Source organism: Streptomyces sp. NPDC017993, assembly GCF_044328065.1.
Lineage (GTDB): Bacteria > Actinomycetota > Actinomycetes > Streptomycetales > Streptomycetaceae > Streptomyces.
On record NZ_JBIRGO010000002.1, the window covers coordinates 1 to 21,293 of the forward strand.

Annotated in this window: 14 protein-coding genes; 4 read left to right on the forward strand and 10 right to left on the reverse strand. The window is 72.7% G+C overall.

Annotated elements, in window-relative coordinates; genetic code table 11:
* Positions 1 to 157: 157 nt before the first annotated feature.
* Positions 158 to 1,621, reverse strand: a complete 1,464-nt coding sequence (locus tag ACH4FH_RS03050) for an amino acid permease (RefSeq protein WP_398553991.1) — start codon at positions 1,619 to 1,621, stop codon at positions 158 to 160.
* Positions 1,622 to 2,328: 707 nt separating this feature from the next.
* Here ACH4FH_RS03050 and ACH4FH_RS03055 point away from each other — a divergent pair.
* Positions 2,329 to 3,861, forward strand: coding sequence for an NAD-binding protein (locus tag ACH4FH_RS03055; protein WP_398553992.1), 1,533 nt, complete (start codon positions 2,329 to 2,331; stop codon positions 3,859 to 3,861).
* Positions 3,862 to 3,874: 13 nt separating this feature from the next.
* On the opposite strand, the gene ACH4FH_RS03060 is transcribed toward ACH4FH_RS03055, so the two are convergent.
* Both ACH4FH_RS03060 and ACH4FH_RS03065 read right to left on the reverse strand, forming a co-directional pair.
* Positions 3,875 to 6,361, reverse strand: a complete 2,487-nt coding sequence (locus ACH4FH_RS03060) for a SpoIIE family protein phosphatase (protein ID WP_398553993.1) — start codon at positions 6,359 to 6,361, stop codon at positions 3,875 to 3,877.
* A 143-nt stretch (positions 6,362 to 6,504) separates the two neighbouring features.
* Positions 6,505 to 8,136: a helix-turn-helix domain-containing protein gene (locus ACH4FH_RS03065; protein WP_398553994.1), complete on the reverse strand. Its 1,632-nt coding sequence runs from the start codon at positions 8,134 to 8,136 to the stop codon at positions 6,505 to 6,507.
* A gap of 602 nt (positions 8,137 to 8,738) precedes the next feature.
* On the opposite strand from ACH4FH_RS03065, the gene ACH4FH_RS03070 reads away from it, so the two are divergent.
* Positions 8,739 to 9,539 carry a hypothetical protein gene (locus ACH4FH_RS03070; protein WP_398553995.1) on the forward strand — a complete coding sequence of 267 codons (801 nt, stop codon included), beginning with the start codon at positions 8,739 to 8,741 and terminating at the stop codon, positions 9,537 to 9,539.
* 58 nt (positions 9,540 to 9,597) lie between these two features.
* Here the strand turns inward: ACH4FH_RS03070 and ACH4FH_RS03075 are convergent, their stop codons facing one another.
* Entirely contained in the window at positions 9,598 to 10,383 is a 786-nt protein-coding gene (locus ACH4FH_RS03075; RefSeq protein ID WP_398553996.1) for an Fpg/Nei family DNA glycosylase, read from the reverse strand.
* A gap of 261 nt (positions 10,384 to 10,644) precedes the next feature.
* Complete coding sequence (locus ACH4FH_RS03080; RefSeq protein WP_398553997.1) at positions 10,645 to 11,421, reverse strand: GIDE domain-containing protein; 777 nt, start codon at positions 11,419 to 11,421, stop codon at positions 10,645 to 10,647.
* A 226-nt stretch (positions 11,422 to 11,647) separates the two neighbouring features.
* Between ACH4FH_RS03080 and ACH4FH_RS03085 the strand changes: the two genes are divergently transcribed.
* Positions 11,648 to 12,373: a flavodoxin family protein gene (locus tag ACH4FH_RS03085; RefSeq protein ID WP_398553998.1), complete on the forward strand. Its 726-nt coding sequence runs from the start codon at positions 11,648 to 11,650 to the stop codon at positions 12,371 to 12,373.
* A 49-nt stretch (positions 12,374 to 12,422) separates the two neighbouring features.
* On the opposite strand, the gene ACH4FH_RS03090 is transcribed toward ACH4FH_RS03085, so the two are convergent.
* The 3 genes from ACH4FH_RS03090 to ACH4FH_RS03100 form a co-directional block, all read right to left on the reverse strand.
* Positions 12,423 to 14,663 (reverse strand): family 2 encapsulin nanocompartment cargo protein terpene cyclase, encoded by a 2,241-nt coding sequence (locus ACH4FH_RS03090; protein WP_398553999.1) that lies wholly within the window; start codon positions 14,661 to 14,663, stop codon positions 12,423 to 12,425.
* A gap of 102 nt (positions 14,664 to 14,765) precedes the next feature.
* A complete protein-coding gene (locus ACH4FH_RS03095; RefSeq protein WP_398554000.1) occupies positions 14,766 to 15,668 on the reverse strand; it encodes a RimK family alpha-L-glutamate ligase in 903 nt (300 codons plus the stop codon).
* Positions 15,665 to 16,558, reverse strand: a complete 894-nt coding sequence (locus ACH4FH_RS03100) for a RimK family alpha-L-glutamate ligase (RefSeq protein WP_398554001.1) — start codon at positions 16,556 to 16,558, stop codon at positions 15,665 to 15,667. The genes ACH4FH_RS03095 and ACH4FH_RS03100 overlap by 4 nt, the downstream gene beginning before the upstream one ends.
* An 854-nt stretch (positions 16,559 to 17,412) precedes the next feature.
* Here ACH4FH_RS03100 and ACH4FH_RS03105 point away from each other — a divergent pair.
* On the forward strand, positions 17,413 to 18,684 hold the full coding sequence (locus ACH4FH_RS03105; protein ID WP_398554384.1) for an amidohydrolase family protein: 1,272 nt from the start codon (positions 17,413 to 17,415) through the stop codon (positions 18,682 to 18,684).
* 95 nt (positions 18,685 to 18,779) lie between these two features.
* Here the strand turns inward: ACH4FH_RS03105 and ACH4FH_RS03110 are convergent, their stop codons facing one another.
* Together ACH4FH_RS03110 and ACH4FH_RS03115 are read right to left on the reverse strand one after the other, a co-directional pair.
* Positions 18,780 to 20,357 carry an MFS transporter gene (locus ACH4FH_RS03110; RefSeq protein WP_398554002.1) on the reverse strand — a complete coding sequence of 526 codons (1,578 nt, stop codon included), beginning with the start codon at positions 20,355 to 20,357 and terminating at the stop codon, positions 18,780 to 18,782.
* A gap of 83 nt (positions 20,358 to 20,440) precedes the next feature.
* Positions 20,441 to 21,223 (reverse strand): GntR family transcriptional regulator, encoded by a 783-nt coding sequence (locus ACH4FH_RS03115; protein ID WP_398554003.1) that lies wholly within the window; start codon positions 21,221 to 21,223, stop codon positions 20,441 to 20,443.
* Positions 21,224 to 21,293: the final 70 nt, after the last annotated feature.

Here is a 21,293-nt window from a genome sequence, read left to right on the forward strand (position 1 = left end):
GGGGGGGGGGGGGGGGGGCCCGGGGGGGGGGGGGGGGGGGGGGGGTTGGGGGGGGGGGGGGGGGGGGGGGGGGGGGGGGGCGGGGGGGGGGGGGGGGGGGGGGGGGGGGGGGGGGGCCCCCCCCCCCCCCCCCCGCCCGTCGAGCACGTCACGCGAGTTACCGCGCCGTGACGGCCTCCTTCTCGGTGGCCGACCGGCGCAGCCGCTCGCGCACCAGCGAGATGGCGACCACGACCGCGGCCAGCAGAACCGAAAGCAGCACCTGGATGCGACCGCCGCCCTCGCTGTCGTCGGTGAGCATATAGACGAGCACGAAGGAGATCATCGCGATCGTCGCCCAGGTGAGGTACGGGAAGAGCCACATCCGGACCGTGAGCTTCTCGGGGCTCTCGCGCTGGATGATGCCGCGCATCCGCAGCTGCGAGAAGCAGATGACCAGCCACACGAAGAGCGCGACCGCACCCGAGGAGTTCAGCAGGAACTGGAAGACGGTGTCCGGCCACAGGTAGTTGAAGCCCACCGCGATGAAGCCGAAGGCGACGGAGACCAGGATCGCTGCCTGCGGGACACCGCGGGAGTTCGTCCGCGCGAAGACCTTGGGGGCGTCGCCGCGCTGGCCGAGGGAGAAGGCCATGCGGGAGGCGGTGTAGAGGCCGGAGTTGAGACAGGAGAGCACCGCGGTCAGCACGATGACGTTCATGACCTGGCCGGCGTGCGGGATGCCGATCGTGTCGAGGGCCGCGACGTAGCTGCCGTGCTTCTCGATGGAGGGGTCGTTCCAGGGCAGCAGGGAGACCACGACGAGGATCGAGCCGAGGTAGAAGACGCCGACCCGCCAGATGACGCTCTTGGTGGCCTTGGTGACCGCGCGCCGCGGGTCCTCGGACTCACCGGCGGCGAGCGTGACGATCTCACTGCCCATGAAGGAGAAGACGACCATCAGCACACCGGTGAGGATGGCGCTGGGTCCGTGTGGCAGGAAACCGCCGTGCTCCGTGAGGTTGCTGAAGCCGGTCGCCGCGTTCTCGGAGCCGGGCAGCACGCCGAAGATCGCCAGGCCGCCGAGGACGATGAAGCAGACGATGGCGACGACCTTGATGCCCGCGAACCAGAACTCGAACTCGCCGAAGGAGGCGACGGAGGCGAGGTTGGTGGCGGTGAGGATGATCATCACGAGCAGCGCCCAGGCCCACTGCGGGACGGCCGGGACCCAGCTCGTGAGGATGGCGGCGCCCGCGGTCGCCTCGACGGCGAGTACGACGACCCAGAAGAACCAGTACAGCCAGCCGATGGAGAATCCGGCCCAGCGGCCGAGCGCCCGGTCGGCGTAGGCGGAGAAGGAGCCGGACGTCGGGTTGGCCGCGGCCATCTCGCCGAGCATTCGCATGACGAAGACGACGAGGGTGCCGACCAGGGCGTACGACAGCAGGATGCCGGGGCCGGCGGCGGCGATGCCGGAGGCGGAGCCGACGAAGAGACCGGCGCCGATGACCCCGCCGACGGCGATCATGGACAGATGGCGGTTCTTGAGGCCGGACTGCAGGCCTGACTGGTGCGGAGCCTGACTGTTCCCGGGCGGAGCGGGAGGGGGTGCCACGGGAGCAGGGGGACGTGTGGTCATCTCGACATCCATTGCGTGGTGGGAGGGGTCGTGAGCGGGGTGACTGCTGAATTCGCCTCGGTAGCAGGGCACAGGTGCGGGCCGGGTCGGGGGACGACGGCCGGTGGCCAAGGCCCTGAGGAACTTCGATGACGGTGAGACCACGGACCGCGGTCTTCCCATTGCGGCGCGGGCGACGTACCGGCTGTCGCTCGGTTGCCCTCTGCTCGACCTCCTTGTGAGAGGTGAGCCGCATCACCGCCGGATGAATTTGCGCCAGCGTATGAGGAAAGACGCGGCGGCGTATTTGTGAGACCGCACAAACTCGTGGCCGATAACTGTCCGGTCGACCAATGCATAACTCGGACAAACGGGATCCATCGCCGGCGGGCGGGCACTGTGGACCGCGTCGGCGGAGCCTGCGCGCGAGGAGCTCGGGAGGAGCTCGGCGGGACCTCGGGAGGATTCGGGAAGACCTCGTTCCGCTTCTTCCGCGCAGCCTACGGGGCACGCTCCGACGCCGACCGTCGTGGGTCCCGGGAGCCCGGAAGCCCTGCTCGTACGGCCGGACAACGCCGCCGCGGAGATCTTGGCCGGCGGCACAGAAGCCTCGGCCGGCCCGCGCCCTAGCGTGAGTGCCGCATCCCGGCGGCCGTCCGCACACCGGGCGTCCAGGCCGGTCACACCGCATGCAGCAGCTCACCGACCTCGTCGATCAAGGGAGCTCCATGGACACCACCAGCGGCGGACTACCCCGGCCGGACGGGAACGCGCCACCGGGCGCAGCGGACGGCATGGTCGTGATCGGGGCGACCACCTTGGCGCGCCGGGTCTGTGCGGCGCTGCGGGAGAGCGGGCGTCCGGTCCGGCACCTCGCCGCACCGGACGACCAGGAGCTGCGGCACGCGCTCGCCGCGCGCCCCGCCGGTGTCGCGATCCTGGTGGGCGACGACCTGTCCGCTCTCCGCTACGCGCTCGCCGTACGGCATGTCCGCGACAGCGCCGAGATCGTCGCCACCGTCTTCGACCGCACGGTGGCACAGCAGCTCCGCTCGCTGCTTCACCGCTGCGTGGCGGTCTCGCCGGCCGACCTGCTGGCGCCGACGCTGGCCGGCCTGTGCGTCGACGCCGACACGCTCGCCGTACGGCAGGACGGGGACGGCGCGGTGGCTGTCCGCCGCCGGGACGGCGCGTTCGTGGAGCGGGCATGGCGGCCGAGCGGCACCGCCCGGCGGCGCGCCCTGCTGGGCCGGCTGCGCGAGCAGCTGCAGCCCCACGACGCGGACGCCCGCCTGCTGCTCATCGGGCTGCTGGGCATCGCCGCGGTGCTGACCCTGGACTGGCTGTGGCTGGTCACCGCCTTCCACGAGCCGGCCGGCACGGCCTTCCTGGAGGCGGCGCGGGTCGTCGCCGGGGTCGGCCCGGCCGCGGCGCACCCCGGCCACCCCGGGTACGAGGTGGTGTCCGGCATCGCGATGCTGGTGACGGTGGGCTTCACCGCGCTGCTCACCGCCGGCATCGTCGACCGGCTGCTGGGACCGCGACTGGTCGGCGTACTGGGACCGCGGGTACTCCCCCGCACCGGCCATGTCGTGGTGGTGGGGCTCGGCCAGGTCGGGCTGCGGCTCTGCCAGACGCTGCGGCAGCTGGGCATTCCCGTCGTCGGGGTCGAGCGGGAACCCGCGGCCCCGAACCTCCGGCTGGCCCGGTCGATGGGGATACCCGTCGTGCTCGCCCACGGTGAGGACCGCGAAGTCCTCGCGCGGCTCGGACTGGCGCGCGCCCGCGCCCTGGTCGCGGTCGGCTCCCACGAGCTGGACAACATCGCCGTCGCCGTCGCCGCGCACGCCGTGGCCCCGGATGTCCGGGTGGTGCTGCGGGCCGGCGAGGACGAGGCGATCGCCGAAACCCGCTCGCTGCTTCCGCTCGGGCTGACCCGCGACATCATCAGGACGAGCGCCGCCTACGTCACCGCCCACCTGACCGGCCAGCCGACCGGCGCCGCACCGCGCCGCGTCATCGCCGACTCCGACTGCGACTACGTCGACCTGCCCGGTCGCGGCCTGGTGCGATGGCCCGTCCCGGCGGGGGACGGCTGCGGGCATGTGGCGGGGGCGGCCGATGCGGGACAGGCCGAGGCCGGGACGGGCTCAGGGGCCTCGGGGCATGCCGCGGACCGGGGCGCGGACGCGGCAGGCGCCGCGGACCGGGACGCGGCTCAACGAGGCGACGCGGACCGGGACGTGGTGCGCACCGGATGACGGTGCCCCGGGCTCACAGCAGCCCCTCCAACGAAGGCATCGGTTCGTCCGACGAGGCGTCCTGCTCGGCCCAGATGATCTTTCCGGTCGAGGTGTAGCGGGTGCCCCACCGCCGGGTGAGCTGGGCGACGATCAGCAGGCCACGCCCGCCCTCGTCGGTGGTCCGGGCGTGGCGCAATCGCGGCGAGGTGCTGCTGGTGTCGGAGACCTCGCAGATCAGCGCGCCCTCGCGGATCAGGCGCAGGGTGATCGGCCCGGTGGCGTGCCGGATGGCGTTGGTGACCAGCTCACTGACGATCAACTCCGAGGTGAACAGCAGCGATTCCATGCCCCACATCGACAACTGCCGGCCGACGAGGGTGCGCGCGCTCGCGACGACGGCCGGGTCGGTCGGCAGGTCCCAGGAGGCGACCTGATCCGCGCCCAGGGCGTGGGTGCGTGCCAGGAGCAGCGCGGCGTCGTCGGACGGCGGGCCGGTCAGCAGCGCCGAGACGACGTTGTCACCGATCTCCCGCAGCGTCGGCCCTGGCGCCGACAGGGCGTTGGTCAGCCGGGAGAGCCCGACGCCGATGTCCCGGTCGCACGCCTCGATGAGGCCGTCGGTGTAGAGGCTGATCAGGCTGCCCTCGGCCAGTTCCAGCTCGGCCGACTCGAAGGGCAGGGCACCGAGGCCGAGGGGCGGCCCCGCGGGCAGTTCGGGGAAGTCGACGGAGCCGTCCGGGCTGACGATCGCGGGCGGCAGGTGGCTGGCCCGGGCCAGCGTGCACCGCCTGCTGACGGGGTCGTAGACGGCGTACAGGCAGGTGGCGCCCACGAACGTGGCGGCCACGCTCTCCTGCTCCACCGCCGTCGACGGCGCCTCGCTGTTCTGGGTCTCCATCAGACCGATGACCAAGTCGTCCAAGCGGGCCAGCAGTTCATCGGGCGCGAGATCGAGGTGGGCGAGCGTACGGACCGCCGTACGGAGCCGCCCCATCGTGGCCGCGGCGTTGATGCCGTGTCCGACCACGTCCCCGACGACCAGTGCCACCCGGGCCCCGGACAGCGGGATCACGTCGAACCAGTCGCCGCCCACCCCGCTGGGCGCGTCCGCGGGGAAGTACCAGGACGCCACCTCAAGGGCGGATCCGCCGGACAGCTCGTGCGGCAGCAGATTCCGCTGCATCGCGCGGGCCGCGGTGCGTTCGCGGGTGTAGCGGCGGGCGTTGTCGACGCACACCCCGGCACGGGCGACGAGTTCCTCGGCGAGCCGGACGTCGTCCTCCTCGAACGGGCCCTGCCGCCGCGACCGGACGAAGGTGGCGGCCCCCAGCGTGACGCCGCGCGCCCGCACCGGCACCACCATCGCCGAGCGGAAGCCGTACTCGTCGATGATGGCGGCGAGCGCCGGATCGTCCTCCACCCACGCGCTGGTGGCGACATCGAGCACCGCCTCCACCAGGGTCTTGCCGTCGCGCAGACAGCGGGCCACGGGCGAGGCGGGGGCCCGCCGGACCACCTCCCCCATGGCCAGGCTCGCCTCCGGGCAGCCTTCGCGGACGGACTGCTGCCCGGACCGGCGCAGCACGGGGGTGCCGTCGACGGGTCCGGGGTCCGGCTCCTCGCCCCTGAGGACGGAGTCCAGCAGATCGACGGCGACGAAGTCGGCGAACGGCGGGACGGCCACATCGGCCAGTTCCTGGGCGGTCACCGTGACGTCCAGGGTGCTGCCGATACGGGCGCTGGCGTCGTTCAGCAGGGCGAGACGTTCCTGGGCCCGCCAGCGCTCGGTGACGTCGATGACCATGTACCAGATGCCGACGCGCTGACCTAGGGGGTCCGCCAACGCGAAGAAGGACGCCGAGTAGGCGCGCTCCTGGTGCGGGTCGGAGTAGGCGGGACTGCGGAACTCGTAGTCCGTCACCGACGATCCGCTCGCCAGGACCCGCTGCATCCGCTCCTCGAACGCCTCCGCCTCCCGCCTCGGCAGCACGTCCTTCACCTGCCGCCCCAGCCGTCGCTCCAGCGGGATCAGCCGCTCCAGTACTTCGTTCACCCAGACGTAGCGCAGGCTGGTGTCCAGCACGGCCATGCCGACGGGTGCGTGGGCGAGAAACGGCTCCAGCATCAGCTGGTTCACCCCGCCTTCCGGCAGCCGCCACTCCTCCAGGGCGAGCACCGACCAGCGTTCCCGGCCGGCCGCGTCGATGAGCGGCGAGACCTGGATGGCCAGTTGGAGCGACCGTCCGTCGCGATGGCGCGCCGCCACGGACCCGCCCCAGCCGTCTCCCGTACGGCACCAGTGCGCCACGGCGGCCGCACGCGACGCGTCCCCGGGGACGGCGAGCAGTTCGGCGGCGGGATGGTTCAGGATCTCGTCGGCCGGATAGCCGAGCAGCCGCTCCGCGGCCCGCGTCCAGGCGACGACCTGCCCGGCCGCGTTCAGTTCCGCCGTGGCCGCGTCCGCGATATCGCAGGCCCGCCCCGCCCCCTCCGGCAGATCGCTCTCCGACGTCATCATCGCCAGCCCGTCACCTCAATGCCGCGTATGGCTCATTCTAGGAGAGATGCCCGATATGACGCCGTGCGAAGCGCGGACCGGCCGGGGTCCCGCCGAGCGGCCCCCGGCAGCGCCTCCGGCCGGGCGGACCGGCCGGCAGCGGATCAGCGGGCCGGCGGCAATCGCAGCTGGAGCATCGCGAGCAGCCGCTGATCAGGCCGGCTCAGATCGAGGCCGGTCAGCTGCTCGGCCCGGCGGATGCGGTAGCGCAGCGTGTTGGGGTGCACATGCAGCTCCGCGGCGGCCGCCCGTACGTCACCGAAGGAATTCAGGTACGTCAGGATCGACTCGGCCAGCTGCCCCTGATTGCGGCTGTCGTGCGCGACGACAGCCGTCAGACGTGGATCGCGCATGTCCGGGCGCGCGGAGAGCAACGCCAGCAACTCGCTGACCAGCACTTCGGCCTGTATGTCGGGCAGCGCCGCCACCGTCGTGGCGACGCCCACACGCACCATCGCATCGAGGATCCGGTCCGCCTCCCTGCGGGACTCCGGCACGTCGTCGAGGCGGGGCACGATGCACCCCACGCTGCCACGCAGCGCGATGCCCAGGTGCCGGCGGGCCGCGTCGGTGATCTCCTCGCCCCAGCCGCGCAGCGTGCCGGTGTCGATACTGCGCGGCAGCTGCGGCAGGAGCACGTAGATGCGGTGGTCGACCTGGGCGAGCAGGGCGCTGCGGTGCCGAGCGGCGGTGTGCACCGAGATCAGGTTGGCGACCTCGGCCCGCGTCAGCTCCGGTCCGGAAGCCTCCTCGGCGCCGTAGGTGAACCCCAGCACGGCCGCCGGACGGCCGACGTCGAGCCCCAGGTGGGTCGCCAGCGGCTGCGGCCCGGTGTTGCCCTCCAGCAGCCCGGCCGAAAGGGTCCGGGTGAGCGTCAGATCGGCCGAGAGCTCGCGCCGTCGGCGTACCAGGTGCTGGGCGGCGACCCGGGCCGCGCCTAGCAGCGCCTGCTCCGAGCGCTCGGTGAGCGGCACCGAGCCCTCCTGCACCCAGATGGTGCCCAGCTGCCGCTCCCCGGAGCGGATGGCCACGGCGAGCCGGCGGCGGATCCCCATCTCGGGGTGGCTGTCGATGCGGATCACCTCGTCGGAGGCCCGCAGCCGCTGGAAGACGCCCCACTTGCGCAGCCGCGTCAGATACGCCTCCGGGCCCTGCCAGCCCAGGATGGACAGCCGCCGCAGGTCGTCGACCTCGTCGGAGTCGCTCGAACGGGAGTAGGCCAGCACGCGGTTCGCGGTGTCCTCGATGCTGACGATGCCGCCGGTGAGAACGGCGGTGGTCTGGGCGAGGGCGAAGAGGTCCCCCTCCTCGGGCGTCTCGCCGGGCGGGCCCTGCGGAACGTCCTCCAGGGCCGCCCGCGCCAGGGCGTCCACATGCTCCCAGCGCGCCTCGCTGCGCACCGTGAGGAGGGCGATACCGGCCTCCACGGCGGTCTCGCTGAGGGCGGCGGCCTGAGCGGGCGCGTCGAGCTTCACGGCGACGGCGGCGGCGCCGTCCCGGCCACCCGCCCGCAGCGCGGGGAAGGCGGCACGGCCCCGCGCTCCGATGGCCAGAATCAGCTCCCCGGGACGGGCGAGCGGCGGATCCTCGGGGTCGAGCAGGGCGACGCTGCGGATCTCCACATCCAGCCCGGCGGGGGCGGCCTGCAACTCCACCAGCGGCTCCCCCAGCGCCATCAGCAGCTGGCGCAGGCTGATGCCCCTGGTGGGTGGCGGTGCCGCGGCAACGGAATCCATGATCGACGCCTCTGCTGGGGTCGGGCGGCCTGGGCTCAAATGGGGATGGCCTTCGTGCAGGCTCTTCCGGATGACGTCATGACCCCCGCCCGACCACGTCACGACGAGCATCCGAGGGACGCGCAAGGCCGAACCGCCGCGCGTAGGACCACGCCAACAGTACTGATGTTATCGGCCACGGCAACCGCCGGCGGCGGGGTCGCCCGCGGTTGCCGTGGCCGGGCTCCGGAGAGGCCGACCACCCCCGACTGGCGAGACGATCCGTCTCGGGTGCGACCGGAAGGCCACGGGGCGTGGCGGTCATGGCGACAACAGCGGTCCGCGAATACGGCGATTCCTTCTTGCCCACCACGAGCTGTCCAACTCATCCATATGAATCGTGAATTGAGCACCGCGAAATACATTCTGCGGTCGCCCGCGAATCGAATAAGCGCGAACGGGAGGGTGCAACGGGGCCTTTTCTCCGGCTCCGGCACTTTCGGCACGGCCTCTAATATGTTCGTAAAGCCGGAGGGCGGCGCCCTTTGGCCGGCGGCCTCGCGGAAGTGTGCCGCAGGCTTAAGTCACTTGAGGTCCGTGGGGGCCGCAGGCCGGGAGGGTCCGTGAACGGGCAGGAACCGCAAGTTTCCGTGGGCGGGCGTCACTACGACGCCTCACGGGTCGAGGCCGCACGGGCGAAGGTCAGGCTCAAGTCGGCCCGGGAGGAAGCCCGTCGGCAGCCCGCCGGCAATCGTGCCTTCGACCATCCCGAGACCCGGGCCGCCTGGAAGCGGCTGCGGCGGCGGGTGCGTGGGGGCCTGACGCTCTGGACCGTTCTGTGGCTGGCGTCGGTCGTCGCGGTCAGTGTCCTCGGCGGGGCAGATCTCCTCGGCCCGCGCCCGGAAAAGGTGACCGGCCCCTACGGAGGCGTGACGTTCCTCGTCTACCTCTGCTTCCTTTACCTCCGCGTCAGCTCGCTGCGCTGCCTGGGGCGGATGCGGCGCGATCTTGAGGCGTTTGAGTGGCAGGCGGTCCCGGCCGCGCGCCGCAACCCCCATTTCAAGGACATCGACGGGGTGGCCGTTCAGATTCAGCTCGGCAGCGCCGACGCGGAGAGCGAGCCGGCCGGGGGCGCCCGCACGCCGGCTCCGCGGAAGTCCAGGACCGGGGCTGCCGAGGGGGCGGCCGCGCAGCGGCTGTTCGGCGGTGCCGGTGAGCGGTGGACGGGGATCCTGTCGGCCCGGAATCCGGTGCACCGGCGGCGCTGGGCCGAGGAGATGGCGGGCGGTGCGTGGTACGCGGGAGACCCCTTGGCCGCCCACCCGAAGGACCTGGTGGGACGCGGTGTCGTGAGTGTCCCGGGTGGCGGTGACCTCTTCGCGCTGACGTCGACGAAGAGCGCCGGCAGGCCCGTCCGCCGCTGACCCCGGGGAGACCTCGCCCCGGCGACGGCGCACGGGGTACGGGACGGGGCACGGGACGTTACGACTCCTCCGGCTGGCACCGCGGGCACCACACCGTGCCGCGTCCCGCGATCCGGCTGTGGCGCAGGGATTCGCCGCAGCGCGGACAGGTCGCGTCATCGTCGTCGCGGTGGCCGGTGAGCCAGGAGGCGAGGGGCGGCACCCGGCCCGCGCGCACCGCCTCACCCAGCGTGCGCTGCATTTCCGAGTGGAGCCGGCCGTACTCGTCGTCGGTGAGGTCGCGGGCGGGCCGCGCGGGGTGCAGCAGGGCGCACCACAGGATCTCGTCGACGAGCAGATTTCCGAGGCCGGCCAGGGTCGACTGGTCCATCAGGACGGACTTGAGGCTGCCGCGCCGCCCGGCGAGCGCCTCGTCGAAGGCGGCGCGGTCCACGGTGGCCGCGTCGGGCCCCTGATCGTGCAGTACGCGGGCGACGCCGGCCTCGTCGGCCAGCCACAGGCCCTTGAGTTTGCGCTGGTCGCGGTAGCGGAGCTGCCGGTCACCCGCCATGGTGACGACGACACGGTCGTGGGCGTGGGGCGGGTCGTCGGGGGTGCAGCACAGCAGTTCCCCGGTCATGCCGAAGTGCAGCAGCACGGTCGGGCCGTCGGTACGGGCGAGCAGCCACTTGCCGTGCCGCTCGGGCCGGGTGAACGTACGGCCTTCCAGGTCGCGGCGGAACCGGCGCACACTCACGTCGTGCAGCACTCCCGCGTCGTGCACCTCGACCCGATGGATCTGCCGGTCCTGCGCGCAGGACTCCAGGATCCTGCGGAACTCCTCGACATCGGGCAGCTCGGGCATGACGTCGACCGCCAATCCTCGTGCGCCGCGCGACCGGAGCGGCAGCGAGGCGCCGGCCGGGCATCGTGCGACGGAGCCACGGATCGGGCCCGTCTCCGGGGCCGGACGTACATGAATCCGACGTTTCAGGCATACCACGGTGGCTGAGGGCGAGCTATTTTTCGCGGCCGGTGCGCCCGCGGACCCCCGGCCCCTCAAGCCCTCTCGCCGGGCCACCGGTCACCGCACCAGCGGGCCGGTGCGCCTCCACGCCCCCACGCCTCAGCGGACAAGCCCCACCACGATCAGCGCGACCCCCGCCACGGCCGCGAGCCCGGCCCCCAGCCCGTAGGCCAGCACCTTGTGGTTCTCGCCGCGGAGCAGTTCCTTCTCGGACTTGACCGACAGAACGAAGGCGCCGCCCTCGTCAGGCGGCGCGAGCGCCAGGTGGCCTTCGGCGTCGGTGGCCTCGCCGTGGACGTAGAACCGGCTGCCGGGGCGCACGAGCCACTCCTCGCGCAGGTAGCCCAGGGTGCCGTCGCCGCCACCGAGGTTCAGGCTGAGCGGGCCGAGTTCGAGGCGGTTGCCGCCCGCCACGAGCGGGTCGAAGCGGTCGAGCACCTTCTCCGCGCCGACGACCTCGTGGCCGGCGGGGTGCACCGCCACCTTGCCGGTGGCGTCCGCGACGAAGAACGCGGTGGAGCTGGAGTGCTCGGAGAGGACGTCGGTGCGGGTTCTGCGCTTGCGGTTGCCGTTGCCGTCGCGGTAGATCTCCTCGTACTTACGGGAGATCTTGTGCCGGTGCCAGACGCACTCCAGGTCCTCCAGCTCGGACCGCAGCGCGCCGTCCCGGTGCGGACGCGCGTGACCTGCGACCTCGCAGCCGTACCGGAAGTGGCCGGGCCCCGCGGCCTGCGCCGCCGCCTCGTGCAGCGACCTCAGGTCCCGTACAGGCAGCGTCTCGGCGCTCTCCATCGACCGGGCTCGAGTGTGCGCGGCGCGCGCGAGGTACGCGCACACCGCCGCCAGGGCCAAACCGGCGATACCTATCCAGATCACAGCAACTCCCCGGGTGGTGTACCCCCCTCGATCGCGTGACCCTACCCGGGCCCGCCGCCGGTGCGGCACCCCCGTACGAGGGCGGCCGCCCCGCTCCCGTCCGCCCCCTTCGCCCGTGCCCACCCTTTGCGTCTTCGGTGCCGTACGCGGCCTGTCAGGTGGATCGCCGGGCCGGCCCGGAGCAGGCTGGGCGCACACTCCACCGCTCGCCCGAGGAGGCCACCCGATGGCCGCGGTTCCCCCCGCTCCGTACCGCTACGACAACCTGCGTGCCCTGTTCGTCAACTGCACGCTCAAGCGCTCCCCCGAGGTCAGCAACACCGAGGGGCTGATCGACAGGAGCGCTGCCCTGATGACGGAGAACGGCGTCACGACCAGCGTGGTCCGCGCCGTCGACCACGACATCGCCACCGGCGTCTGGCCCGACATGACCGAGCACGGATGGGAGTCCGACGCCTGGCCGCAGCTGTACGAGCAGGTCATGGCCGCGGACATCCTCGTGCTCTGCGGCCCCATCTGGCTCGGCGACAACAGCTCCGTGACCAAGCGGGTCATCGAGCGGCTCTACGGCTGCTCCAGTCAGCTCAACGACCGGGGGCAATACGCCTATTACGGCAGGGTGGGCGGCTGCCTCATCACCGGCAACGAGGACGGCGTCAAGCACTGCGCCATGAACGTCCTCTACAGCCTCCAGCACCTCGGCTACACCATCCCTCCGCAGGCCGACGCCGGGTGGATCGGTGAGGCCGGCCCCGGCCCGTCCTATCTGGACCCGGGCTCGGGCGGCCCAGAGAACGACTTCACCAACCGCAACACGGCCTTCATGACCTGGAACCTGCTGCACCTGGCTGCCCTGCTCAAGCAGGCGGGCGGCATCCCCGCACACGGCAACCAGCGCTCCCGGTGGGACGCGGGCTGCCGCTCCGACCAGCCCAACCCCGAGCACCGGTGAGCCGGCCCCGGCCCGCCGGCCGCGGCTCCGGCGGGCCGGGGCAGGACCGCTACCCGGCGCTCAGGGCCGTCTGGAGGACCCGCGCGGCGGAGGTGCCCAGTCCGGTGGGCCCCGCGATCGACGTCGCGATGCCCGGCGGGTGGCGCAGGTCGGCCTCGCCGTAGCGGCGGCACTCCTGGTGCCAGACGAGGATGCCGGACAGCCAGTTCTGCAGTTCCTTCACGTACCCGTCGAGGATCTCGCGGGCTTCCGGAGAGAGGTCGAAGTCGTCGTAGACGATGGGCAGTTCATTGGCGGCGACATGCTGGAACTCGCTCATCCGCGACTTCATCAGATCGTGGACGATGGCCAGCCCGGTCGGGTAGTCGCAGTCGAAGAAGTTCTGCACGACCAGGATGCCGTTGTGCACCTCGCCCTCGTACTCGATCTCCTTCTGGTACGAGAAGACGTCGTTGAGCAGGGCGGCGTAATCGGAGGCGGAGTTCTCCAGGGCCCGCATCGGGCCGGTGCGGTAGATCTCCGGTGGCACCTGACGGCCGTGTCCCAGACGGCTGAGGCTCATCGTGAGGTCGGAGCCGAACGTCGCGCGGCGCATCTCGATGTAGTCGACCGGGTCGGGGATACGGTTCTGCGCCTGATTCTCCAGCTCCCAGATCCAGCCGGCCGTCATCTTGTCGATCGCGGCCCGGAAGGTCGCCCGCGCGTCGCGGGGCATCGGGCCCGCCGTGCGCGTCCACAGGTCCGCCAGGGACCGTTCCATGGCACTGGCCGGTACCGGCGTGGGCGTCGAGGAGTCGAGGGGCATGAACATCGAGAGCCGCGCGGTGCACACCTTCGCCGAGGCCAGATCACGGGACCGGCCGAAGACCGCCGGGTAGTAATCGTCGGCGTAGGTGCCCCAGGTCAGCCACTGCGAGCTGAGGTCGAGCTCTTCCAGGGTGGCGTCCGGGTGCAGGCCGGCCGCGCACAGCGGGAGGTCGTGCCTCACCAGGGCCTCCTCGTCCCAGACGTCGGAGAAGGGCACCCCCGGCTGCCCGACGAGCAGGCCCATGCGGTGCGCCCAGCTGACGATGTTGCGCCGGGCCGCGTCCAGGTGCGGGCTGCGTGCGGCGGTGAACGGCATGTCGAAGTCCGGCAGCCGGGACGGGCCGACCTTTTGGTTCGGGACGTGGGTGTGGCTGCGAAGACGCTGGGCGCAGGCCGTGCGCAGCGCGGTCTTCAGATCCGCCGCCGAGGTGCCGATGCCGCCGACCGCAAAGGGGGACCAGGGCGCGGCCGAGGGTGCTTCGGCGGCCGATCCGCCGCCGTTCATGTAGCGGCTGGAGCGCATGTGCCATTCATGACCGCCGGACTGCCAGTCCTGGAGGCCCTTGGCGTACGCCAGGACGTCGGCGCAGGCGTGCGGATCGAGGCCCTTCTCCATGAAGAGGACCGGGAGTTCGGCGACAACGGTGTTCTCGAACTGCTGGAGTCGTGAGGTGATGAGGTCGTTGACCGCCTCCGCCGCGTCCTGGGTGGTGCAGTCCAGGAACGTCTCCAGCACCAGGACGCCGTTGCTCAGCTCGCCTTCGTCCTCGATCTCCCGCTGATAGGAGAAGAGGTCGTTGCGCAGGTGCACCCCGTCGGAGAACGTGTCCTTGAGGACCCGCAGGGGGCGGGAGTCGGCGACGGCCGCGGGGACCTCGGCGCCGGTCGCGTACTCCACCAGTCCGGCGGACCAGGGCGCGCCGCCGACCTTGCGGCGCATCTCGATGTACTCGACGGGGTTGGGTACGCGGTGGATGTTGATGTTGGACAGTTCCCAGAGCGATTCATTGAGCAGGTGCTCGGTGCTCTCGGCGAAACGCGCCCGCCATTCCAGGGACATGGCCGGCACGGTGCGCGCCCACAGATCGGCCAGTCCGGCCTCGACGGGGTTGGTCGGCTCCGGCACGGGGGCGGACAGGTCCATCGGCATGAAGGCCGGCAGCCGGTCGAGGTATTCCTTGCCGCCCTTGCGGTCCAGCGTCCGTTTGAACTTCTCCAGGAAGTGGTCGTCGAAGAAGAAGACCCACACATACCAGTCGGTCACCAGGGAGAGCGCCGGCTCGGGGGCATCGGGGTGGGTGTAGGAGCAGAGCAGGGCGTAGTCGTGGGCGTCGAGGTCGCGCTCGTCCCAGATGTTGGAGCCCTCCAGCATTCCCATGCCGCGGGCCCACTCCTTCGAATGCGTTCGCGCCGCTTCCAGATGCGGGTTCAAACGCGCCGGATGCGGGGTGTAGAAGGTCGGCAATTCGAATGGCTGTGTCACCGTTCCTGGCCTCTCCCGGTACGTGCGAAGGCGCGACGAAACGACGTACGCCCCCTGGTCGCCAGGAGCACTACCCCTGGCCACATCGCGGTAGCCCCGTCCTTACGAGGACTTGCGCACCCAACCGGGATGTTGATATGAGCGGACCGGCAGGGCGGGGCCGCGGGAGCCGTGAAGTCCCGTGCGCCGTACGGCCGTTCCCGCGGCGGCGCGCAGGGTCAGTTCCGCCAGTGCCTCCGGTGCGCCGGCCTGGCCGCGGATGCCGGGGAAGGCGTTGATGTCCACGATCAGTGGTGTGCCCCCACCGGAATCCAGCAGGTCCACGCCGTAGACGTCCAGCCCGAAGGTCTCGCCGACGCGGAGCACCGCCGCGGTCCATTCGGCGGGGAGGTCGCCGACCGGCAGCGGCAGGGTCGGCCCGCGTCCGTCCGGCGCCAGCTCCGAGCGGCGCAGCCCGGCGAAGAGCCGGCCGTCGATCGCCCACAGCTTGTGGTCCCAGCCGCTGTTCGCGGTGAACTCCTGGACAACCACCGGTTCTTGCGGCCAGGCGTCGGCCAGCTTCCGCAGCTCCGCGGCACTGTCGACCCGCGCCACGAGGTCGTGACGCCTGCTGTGCCGGCTCTTGATGACCAGCGGGCCCGCCGGCGCCCCGGCCTCGGCCAGGTCGGTGAGCGTGGCCACGGCGGTGGTGGCGGCGAAGGGCAGCCCGGCCCGGCGCGCCAGCTCGGCCATCGCGACCCGGTCCTGGCACAGGGCCGTAGCCGCCGCGGAGTTGAGCACCGGGGCGCCCCTTCTCTCCAGCGCGGCGGCGAGGGCCAGCGCCCGCGTCGTACGGGACTTGAGCAGGTAGACGTCGGCCGGCTCGGCGCCGCCGGGCGGTCCGGCGGAGGGTGCGCCGTCCGCCTCGGGGTCCAGCGACACGACGTGGTGACGCGGGGTCAGCAGCGCGGTGGTGGCGGCCAGCAGGGGGTGGTCGGGGGCCGCTGTGATCAGGCAGATCCTCATCGGGTGCCGCCGACCGCGGCGGGCGCCGGGTCCGGCACCGGGGACGGTGCGGCGGTGGGAGTGGGGCCCGGGCGCCCGGTGCCGGTGCGGGCGAGCCGCAGCACCGCGGCGGACACCCGGGCGACCGCGTCGGGGACCTGGCGGAAGCTGGGGAAGTCGTTGATGTCGACGATCACGGGGCCGTCCGGGCCGAGCAGGATGTCGGCCCCGTAGAGGTCGAGGCCGAAGACCGTGCCGATCTCGGCGGCGATCCGGGCGACTTCGGGGGTGAGGGGAACCCGGCGTTCGGGAACGGCACGGCCGGGATGCAGCGGGGAGCAGCGTTCGGTGGCGTACAACTCGCCGTCGACGCAGTACACCTTGAGATCCGTGCCGGAGTTGGGGACGTACGGCTGGGCGATGAGCAGTCCTTCGCCGGCCGGTCCGGCGCCCGGGTCGCTCAGCCGGTCCGGCGTCGCGACGAGGCGGACGTCGCGCCCGGCGCTGCCGTCGGCGGGCTTCACCACGAGGGGGAAGTCCGCCTCGGGTATCGCCGCGAACTCCTCAAGCCTGGCCGCGGCGTAGGTGACGGGGACGGGCAGTCCGCGGCTGCGGGCGATGACCGCGGCCAGTGCCTTGTCGCGCACGCCGCGGATGGCCCGCGCGTCGTTCACCGTGGTCAGGCCGACGGTGGCGGCGGCCTCCAAGAGCGTCAGGCCCGGCCCGCCGGAGACGGTCTTGAGGACCCACGCGTCGTGTCTGCCGACCTGTATCAGCTCGGACATCGGCAGGAGCGACCGGCCGGGCCACAGGACGTCCACCCGGTGTCCCCAGGCGGTGAGTTGGCGGATCACGTCCAGCGGCATGCCGTCGTAGCGGTACTGCTCCTCCACCAGGAAGCAGAGTCTCATCGGTCCGTCCTCGTATCGCCGCACGTCCACCGCCCGTCCGGCGGATCCATGGCCCCTGGGGATCCTATGTGCCGTTCATCCGGAAGCTGCCGTGTGCACCTTGTTCGGCGACAAGCGGTGGAGGGGGCGGTCCGTGTGCTTCCGCGGGGGTGTGGCCGGAAGCGGCCGGTGTCGTCCGGCTCGTGGGCTTCGAGCGGCTCGCCGCCGCCCATGTCAGGGCCCGGCGTCATGTTTCCGCGAGGTTACGCCACCTCGGGGGCACGCCTGACCGCCCCTTCACCAGGGGACTTCCGCCCACCGGAAGGGGTTGCGCCACCCCCTCGCCCACCAGGCGAATCCCGTATGTCGGAAGCCTTGTTCCGTTTCCAGCCGTGGTTCTAGTGTCGGGCCACCCGGCGCGGCTGACCTCGTACACGGGTGCTTCTGGCGTCACCGCGTGCGCAGCGCACCCGCTGCTGCCCGCGCCCGGACGCCGCAGACGAACGTGCTCAGTGGGATGGACGCAAGTACGGAAGCAGGCGAGCGGGTTGGCGAACGCACAGCACGACCAAGGGATGCCGCACCACGAGCGGCAGGATCCGGCGCGGGCACCGGGCGAGGGCCCGGACCAGGAGCCGATGCCGGAATCGGGGACGGAAACGGGGCACACGGGTGTCGGGCGGCGTGGGTTTCTCGTCGGGGTGGGGCTGACCGGCGCGGGCGGGCTGCTCGGCACCTCGGTGACCGGCGGCGCGAGCGCGGCCGCGGCCACCCCGGGCAGCCCGGCAGCGGCGGCCGGGCAGGGCGGCGCCAAGGCGGCGCACGGCCCGCGGCCGGAGCAGTTCGGCGGCCGGAAGCAGCTGCTCGTGCCGGAGATGCTGATGCTGCCGGACGGGCCGGTCCGGGACCACGCGGTGCTCGTGGAGGACGGGAAGTTCCGGGAGATCGGCCCGGCCCGCAAGCTCCTCGCCCGGCACCCCGCGCTCCGGCCGGTGCGCCTCGACGGCCACCTGCTCATGCCGGGCTTCGTCGACGCCCACCACCATCTGACCCAGAGCTTCGGCAAGGCCCAGTCGTTCGGGCAGCCTTCGGAGATCTTCAAGACGATCTGGGAGCCGCTGGAGCATGCGCTGGACGAGGAGAGCGCCTATCTCTCGGCGAAACTCGCCGCGTTGGAAGCGCTGCGCGGCGGCTTCACCACCGTCGCGGACGCCGGGACCCGCGCTCCGGTGGACGTCGGTGCGGTGGCCAAGGGCACGGAGGAAGCCGGTATCCGGTGCGTGCTGTCCAAGATCGTCTCCGATGGGAAGGGCGGGCCCGCGCACCTCGGGCGCTGGGACGCGCATCCGCTGATCCACCCCTCGCTCGCGATCGCCGTCCCCGAGAACGCCACCGCCGAGGTGATCAAGAAGACGGCGAAGCTGTGCGCCGAGGCCGACGCGGTTTTCCAGGTCCACGTCAACGAGCATCTCGCCTCCGTGGAGCGCTCCTTGAAGAGCGTCGGGCGCCGCCCGGTCGAGTATCTGCACCACATCGGCGCGCTCGGCCCGCACACCCTGGGTGCGCACGCCACCCTGCTCACCCCCGGCGAGATGCGCCTGCTGGCCGAGTCCGGCGCGGCGATCAGCTACAACCCCGTGGCCAGCGCCTGGAAGGGCAACGGCGTCGCCCACGCCACCATGCTGGCCGCGATGGGCGTGCGCTTCGGCACCGGTACCGACGGCACCCGGGGCGACGGCTTCCGGATGATCGACGCGGCCGAGACCGCCCAGCGGCTGGCGTACGGAATGGGCGCGGGCGACTCCTCGTGCGGGGCCGGAAAGCTGTGGCTGGAGCACGCGACGTCGGGCAGCGCGGACGCCCTCGGACTGGGCCGGGTGACCGGGCAGATCGCCGTCGGCAAGGCGGCCGACTTCCTCGTGGTGGACATCGACGTCCCCGAACTCACCCCCTCCTGGGACCTGCGCTGGGAACTCGTCCGCCTGGCGAACCGGGACCAGATCACCGCGGTCGTCGTCGACGGCCGGCTGCGCCTGTGGCAGGGCTGGCCGCCGGACTGGGACGGGCCCGCGCTGGTACGGCGGGTGGCGGAGGTCGCGCCCGAGGTGGTGCGCCGGGCGAAGCTGCAACGCGTCGAGCCGGTCTGATCGAGCCGGTCTGGATGAGGGAGGCCGAAGTCGCGGGCGGACGACGCGACTTCGGCCTCCCTCATCCTGCGGCCGCGAGGCGTGCCCGCCCCCGGCTACTCGCCCGGCGGCAGCCACCGGGCGAGGAGGAGCGCCGTGAGCACGACGGCGGCGGCGAGCGCGAGGGTCGCGGTGTGCAGCCCGGCGGTGAAGGCGTCGACGACCGCGGCCCGCAGCCGCGGATCGGACGTACGGGCCTGCGCCGCCGCGACCGTCGTCGGGTGTCCTGGGCCGCGGAGCACCGCGGGCAGCCGGGCCGTGAAGACGGCCGTGGTGAGCGTCCCGGTGACCGCGATGCCCAAGGCGCTGCCCAACTCCCTTGCCAGGCTCTGCAGTCCGGACCCGGTGCCCGCCCGGTCGGCCGGCAGCGCGGCCATCATGGCGTGCGACAGCAGCGGGGTGGCCGTGCCGCAGCCGAGCGCGGTGAGGCCGGCGCCGAGGGCGTACAGCGCGTACGGGGTGCGGGCGTCCGCGGCGGAGACCGTGCACAGTCCGCAGGCCAGTACGAGCATCCCGACGACGACCGTGCCGCGCCGCCCGCACACCCGCTCCAGCAGCAGGCCGCAGCGCGGCCCGGCCAGCAGCGCAGCGGCCATCGGCAGCAACCGCAGACCCGCGCCGAACGGCCCGAAGCCCTTGGCGTACTGCAGGTACTGGCCGTTGAGGTAGAAGAGCCCGAACATGCCGGTGAACAGGACCGCCATGCCCACCGCGCCCGCCCGGACGGCGGGGCGGGCCAGCAGCCGGGGGTCGAGGAGCGGGTGCGCGGCGCGCAGTTCGTGCCGGGTCCAGGCGGTCAGCAGCAGCACCGCGGCAGCCAGGGCGCCCAGGACCGCCGGGCTCACCCAGCCCGCCTGCGGGCCGGAGACGATGCCGTAGAGCAGGGCCAGGAAGCCGCCGGTCAGCAGGGCGCTGCCGAGCGGCGCCGCCGGCCGCGGATGCCGCTCGGCCGCCGGGGCGACGGCAGCCACCAGCAGCAGGGCGACGAGCGCGAGCGGGACCAGGGCGAGGAACAGCGTCCGCCAGGTGCCGTACGCGATGGCCGCCCCGCCGCCCACGTTTCCCAGGACGGCGGCGAGCCCCGTCATGGACGCCCAGATCGCGATGGCTCTGCGCCGCGGCCGGTCCGCCAGGCCGTCCACCAGCAGCGCGAGCGTGGTGGGCAGCACGGCGGCCGCGCCGGCCCCGCTGATCATGCGGCCCGCGATCAGGACCGCGACATGCGGCGCGAGTGCGCAGACCACGCTGCCGAGCGCGAAGACGCCCATGCCGCACATCAGCGTGCCCTTGCGCCCTCTGCGGTCGGCTAGCGCGCCGGCGGGCACCAGCAGGCAGGCGAAGACGACGACGTAGCCGTCCACGACCCACACCACCGCCTCCGCGGAGGCGTGCAGGCTGCCGCCCGAGAGGTCCGGGATGGCCAGATTGACGGCGGAGACCATGCCGACGACCAGGGTGACGCACAGGCACAGGGCGACCGTGCACGCCCGGCGCCGCCGGAGCGCGGGACGGCCGGCCGCACCCCCTCTCCCGTTTCTCCCGTCGCGGTCGCCGCCTTCGCCGGTGGCGGACGCGGCCCCCGTGGCCGGTCCGTGCTCGGCTCGCGTCGTGGATCCGGGCTCGGTGAAACCCAACGAGACCTCCAGGGCAGGGGTCGCCGCGGCACCGGCCGACCCCGCGGTGCGAAGGCGGCGGGCCGTGCGGCCGGCTTACGGCATCACAGCAGCGGGCTGTCGGTGCTCCCGGCCCGGTCGAGCGTGGCGTGCAGGGTCAGCCGGTCGCCCCGCAGATGGATGAACTCCAGGTCGGCGGGGCGGCCGTCGGCGAGCCGGGTGAGGCGGTCGACGGCGAGCAGCGCGCCGCCCTCCGGCATCGCGAGCACCTCGCACGTCGCCGGGTCGGCGACCACCGCCCGCACCGACACCTCCGCCCTGCCGAGCGGTGCCCCGGCGGCGGTCTCGATCAGGTCGAAGACGTCGTGGTTCTCCAACGTGTCCGGGGCGAGAGCCAGCAGCGTCTCCCCCACCTCGGGGATGAGGTAGGTGCAGTCCAGGGAGAGCGGCGCGCCGTCCACCCGCCGCAGCCGTTCCAGGTAGACCGCCGGGCTCCCCTCGGGCAGCTCCAGGCGGCGGGCGACCGAGCGCGGCGGCCGTACGGTGCGGGCCTCGCGCACCTCGTTGACGACCGTCCCGTGCCGCTGGAGCACCTCGGCCAGACCGGACAGCTCGCCCAGCGGATGCTGGTAGGTCCGCCCGACCACGACCGTTCCCACGCCCCGGCGGCGCACCACCAGACCCTCATCGCGCAGGAGCCCCAGCGCCTCCCGGACGGTGTTGCGGGAGGTGTCGAACTCGGCCACCAGGTCCCGCTCATCGGGCAGCACACCCGAGGGGAAGGCACCCCGCAGCACCTGGCCGCGCAGGACATGGGCCACCCGCCGGGCCCGGTCGGCCCGCGTCAGCCCGTCCCCGGGCGCGCCGCCCGGCATCGGATCCTCCATGGCCCCTCCTCGCTGCTGCGGTTCGCGGAGCCGACGGCCCCAACGGTCCGCCGACTGACGACGCTAGGCG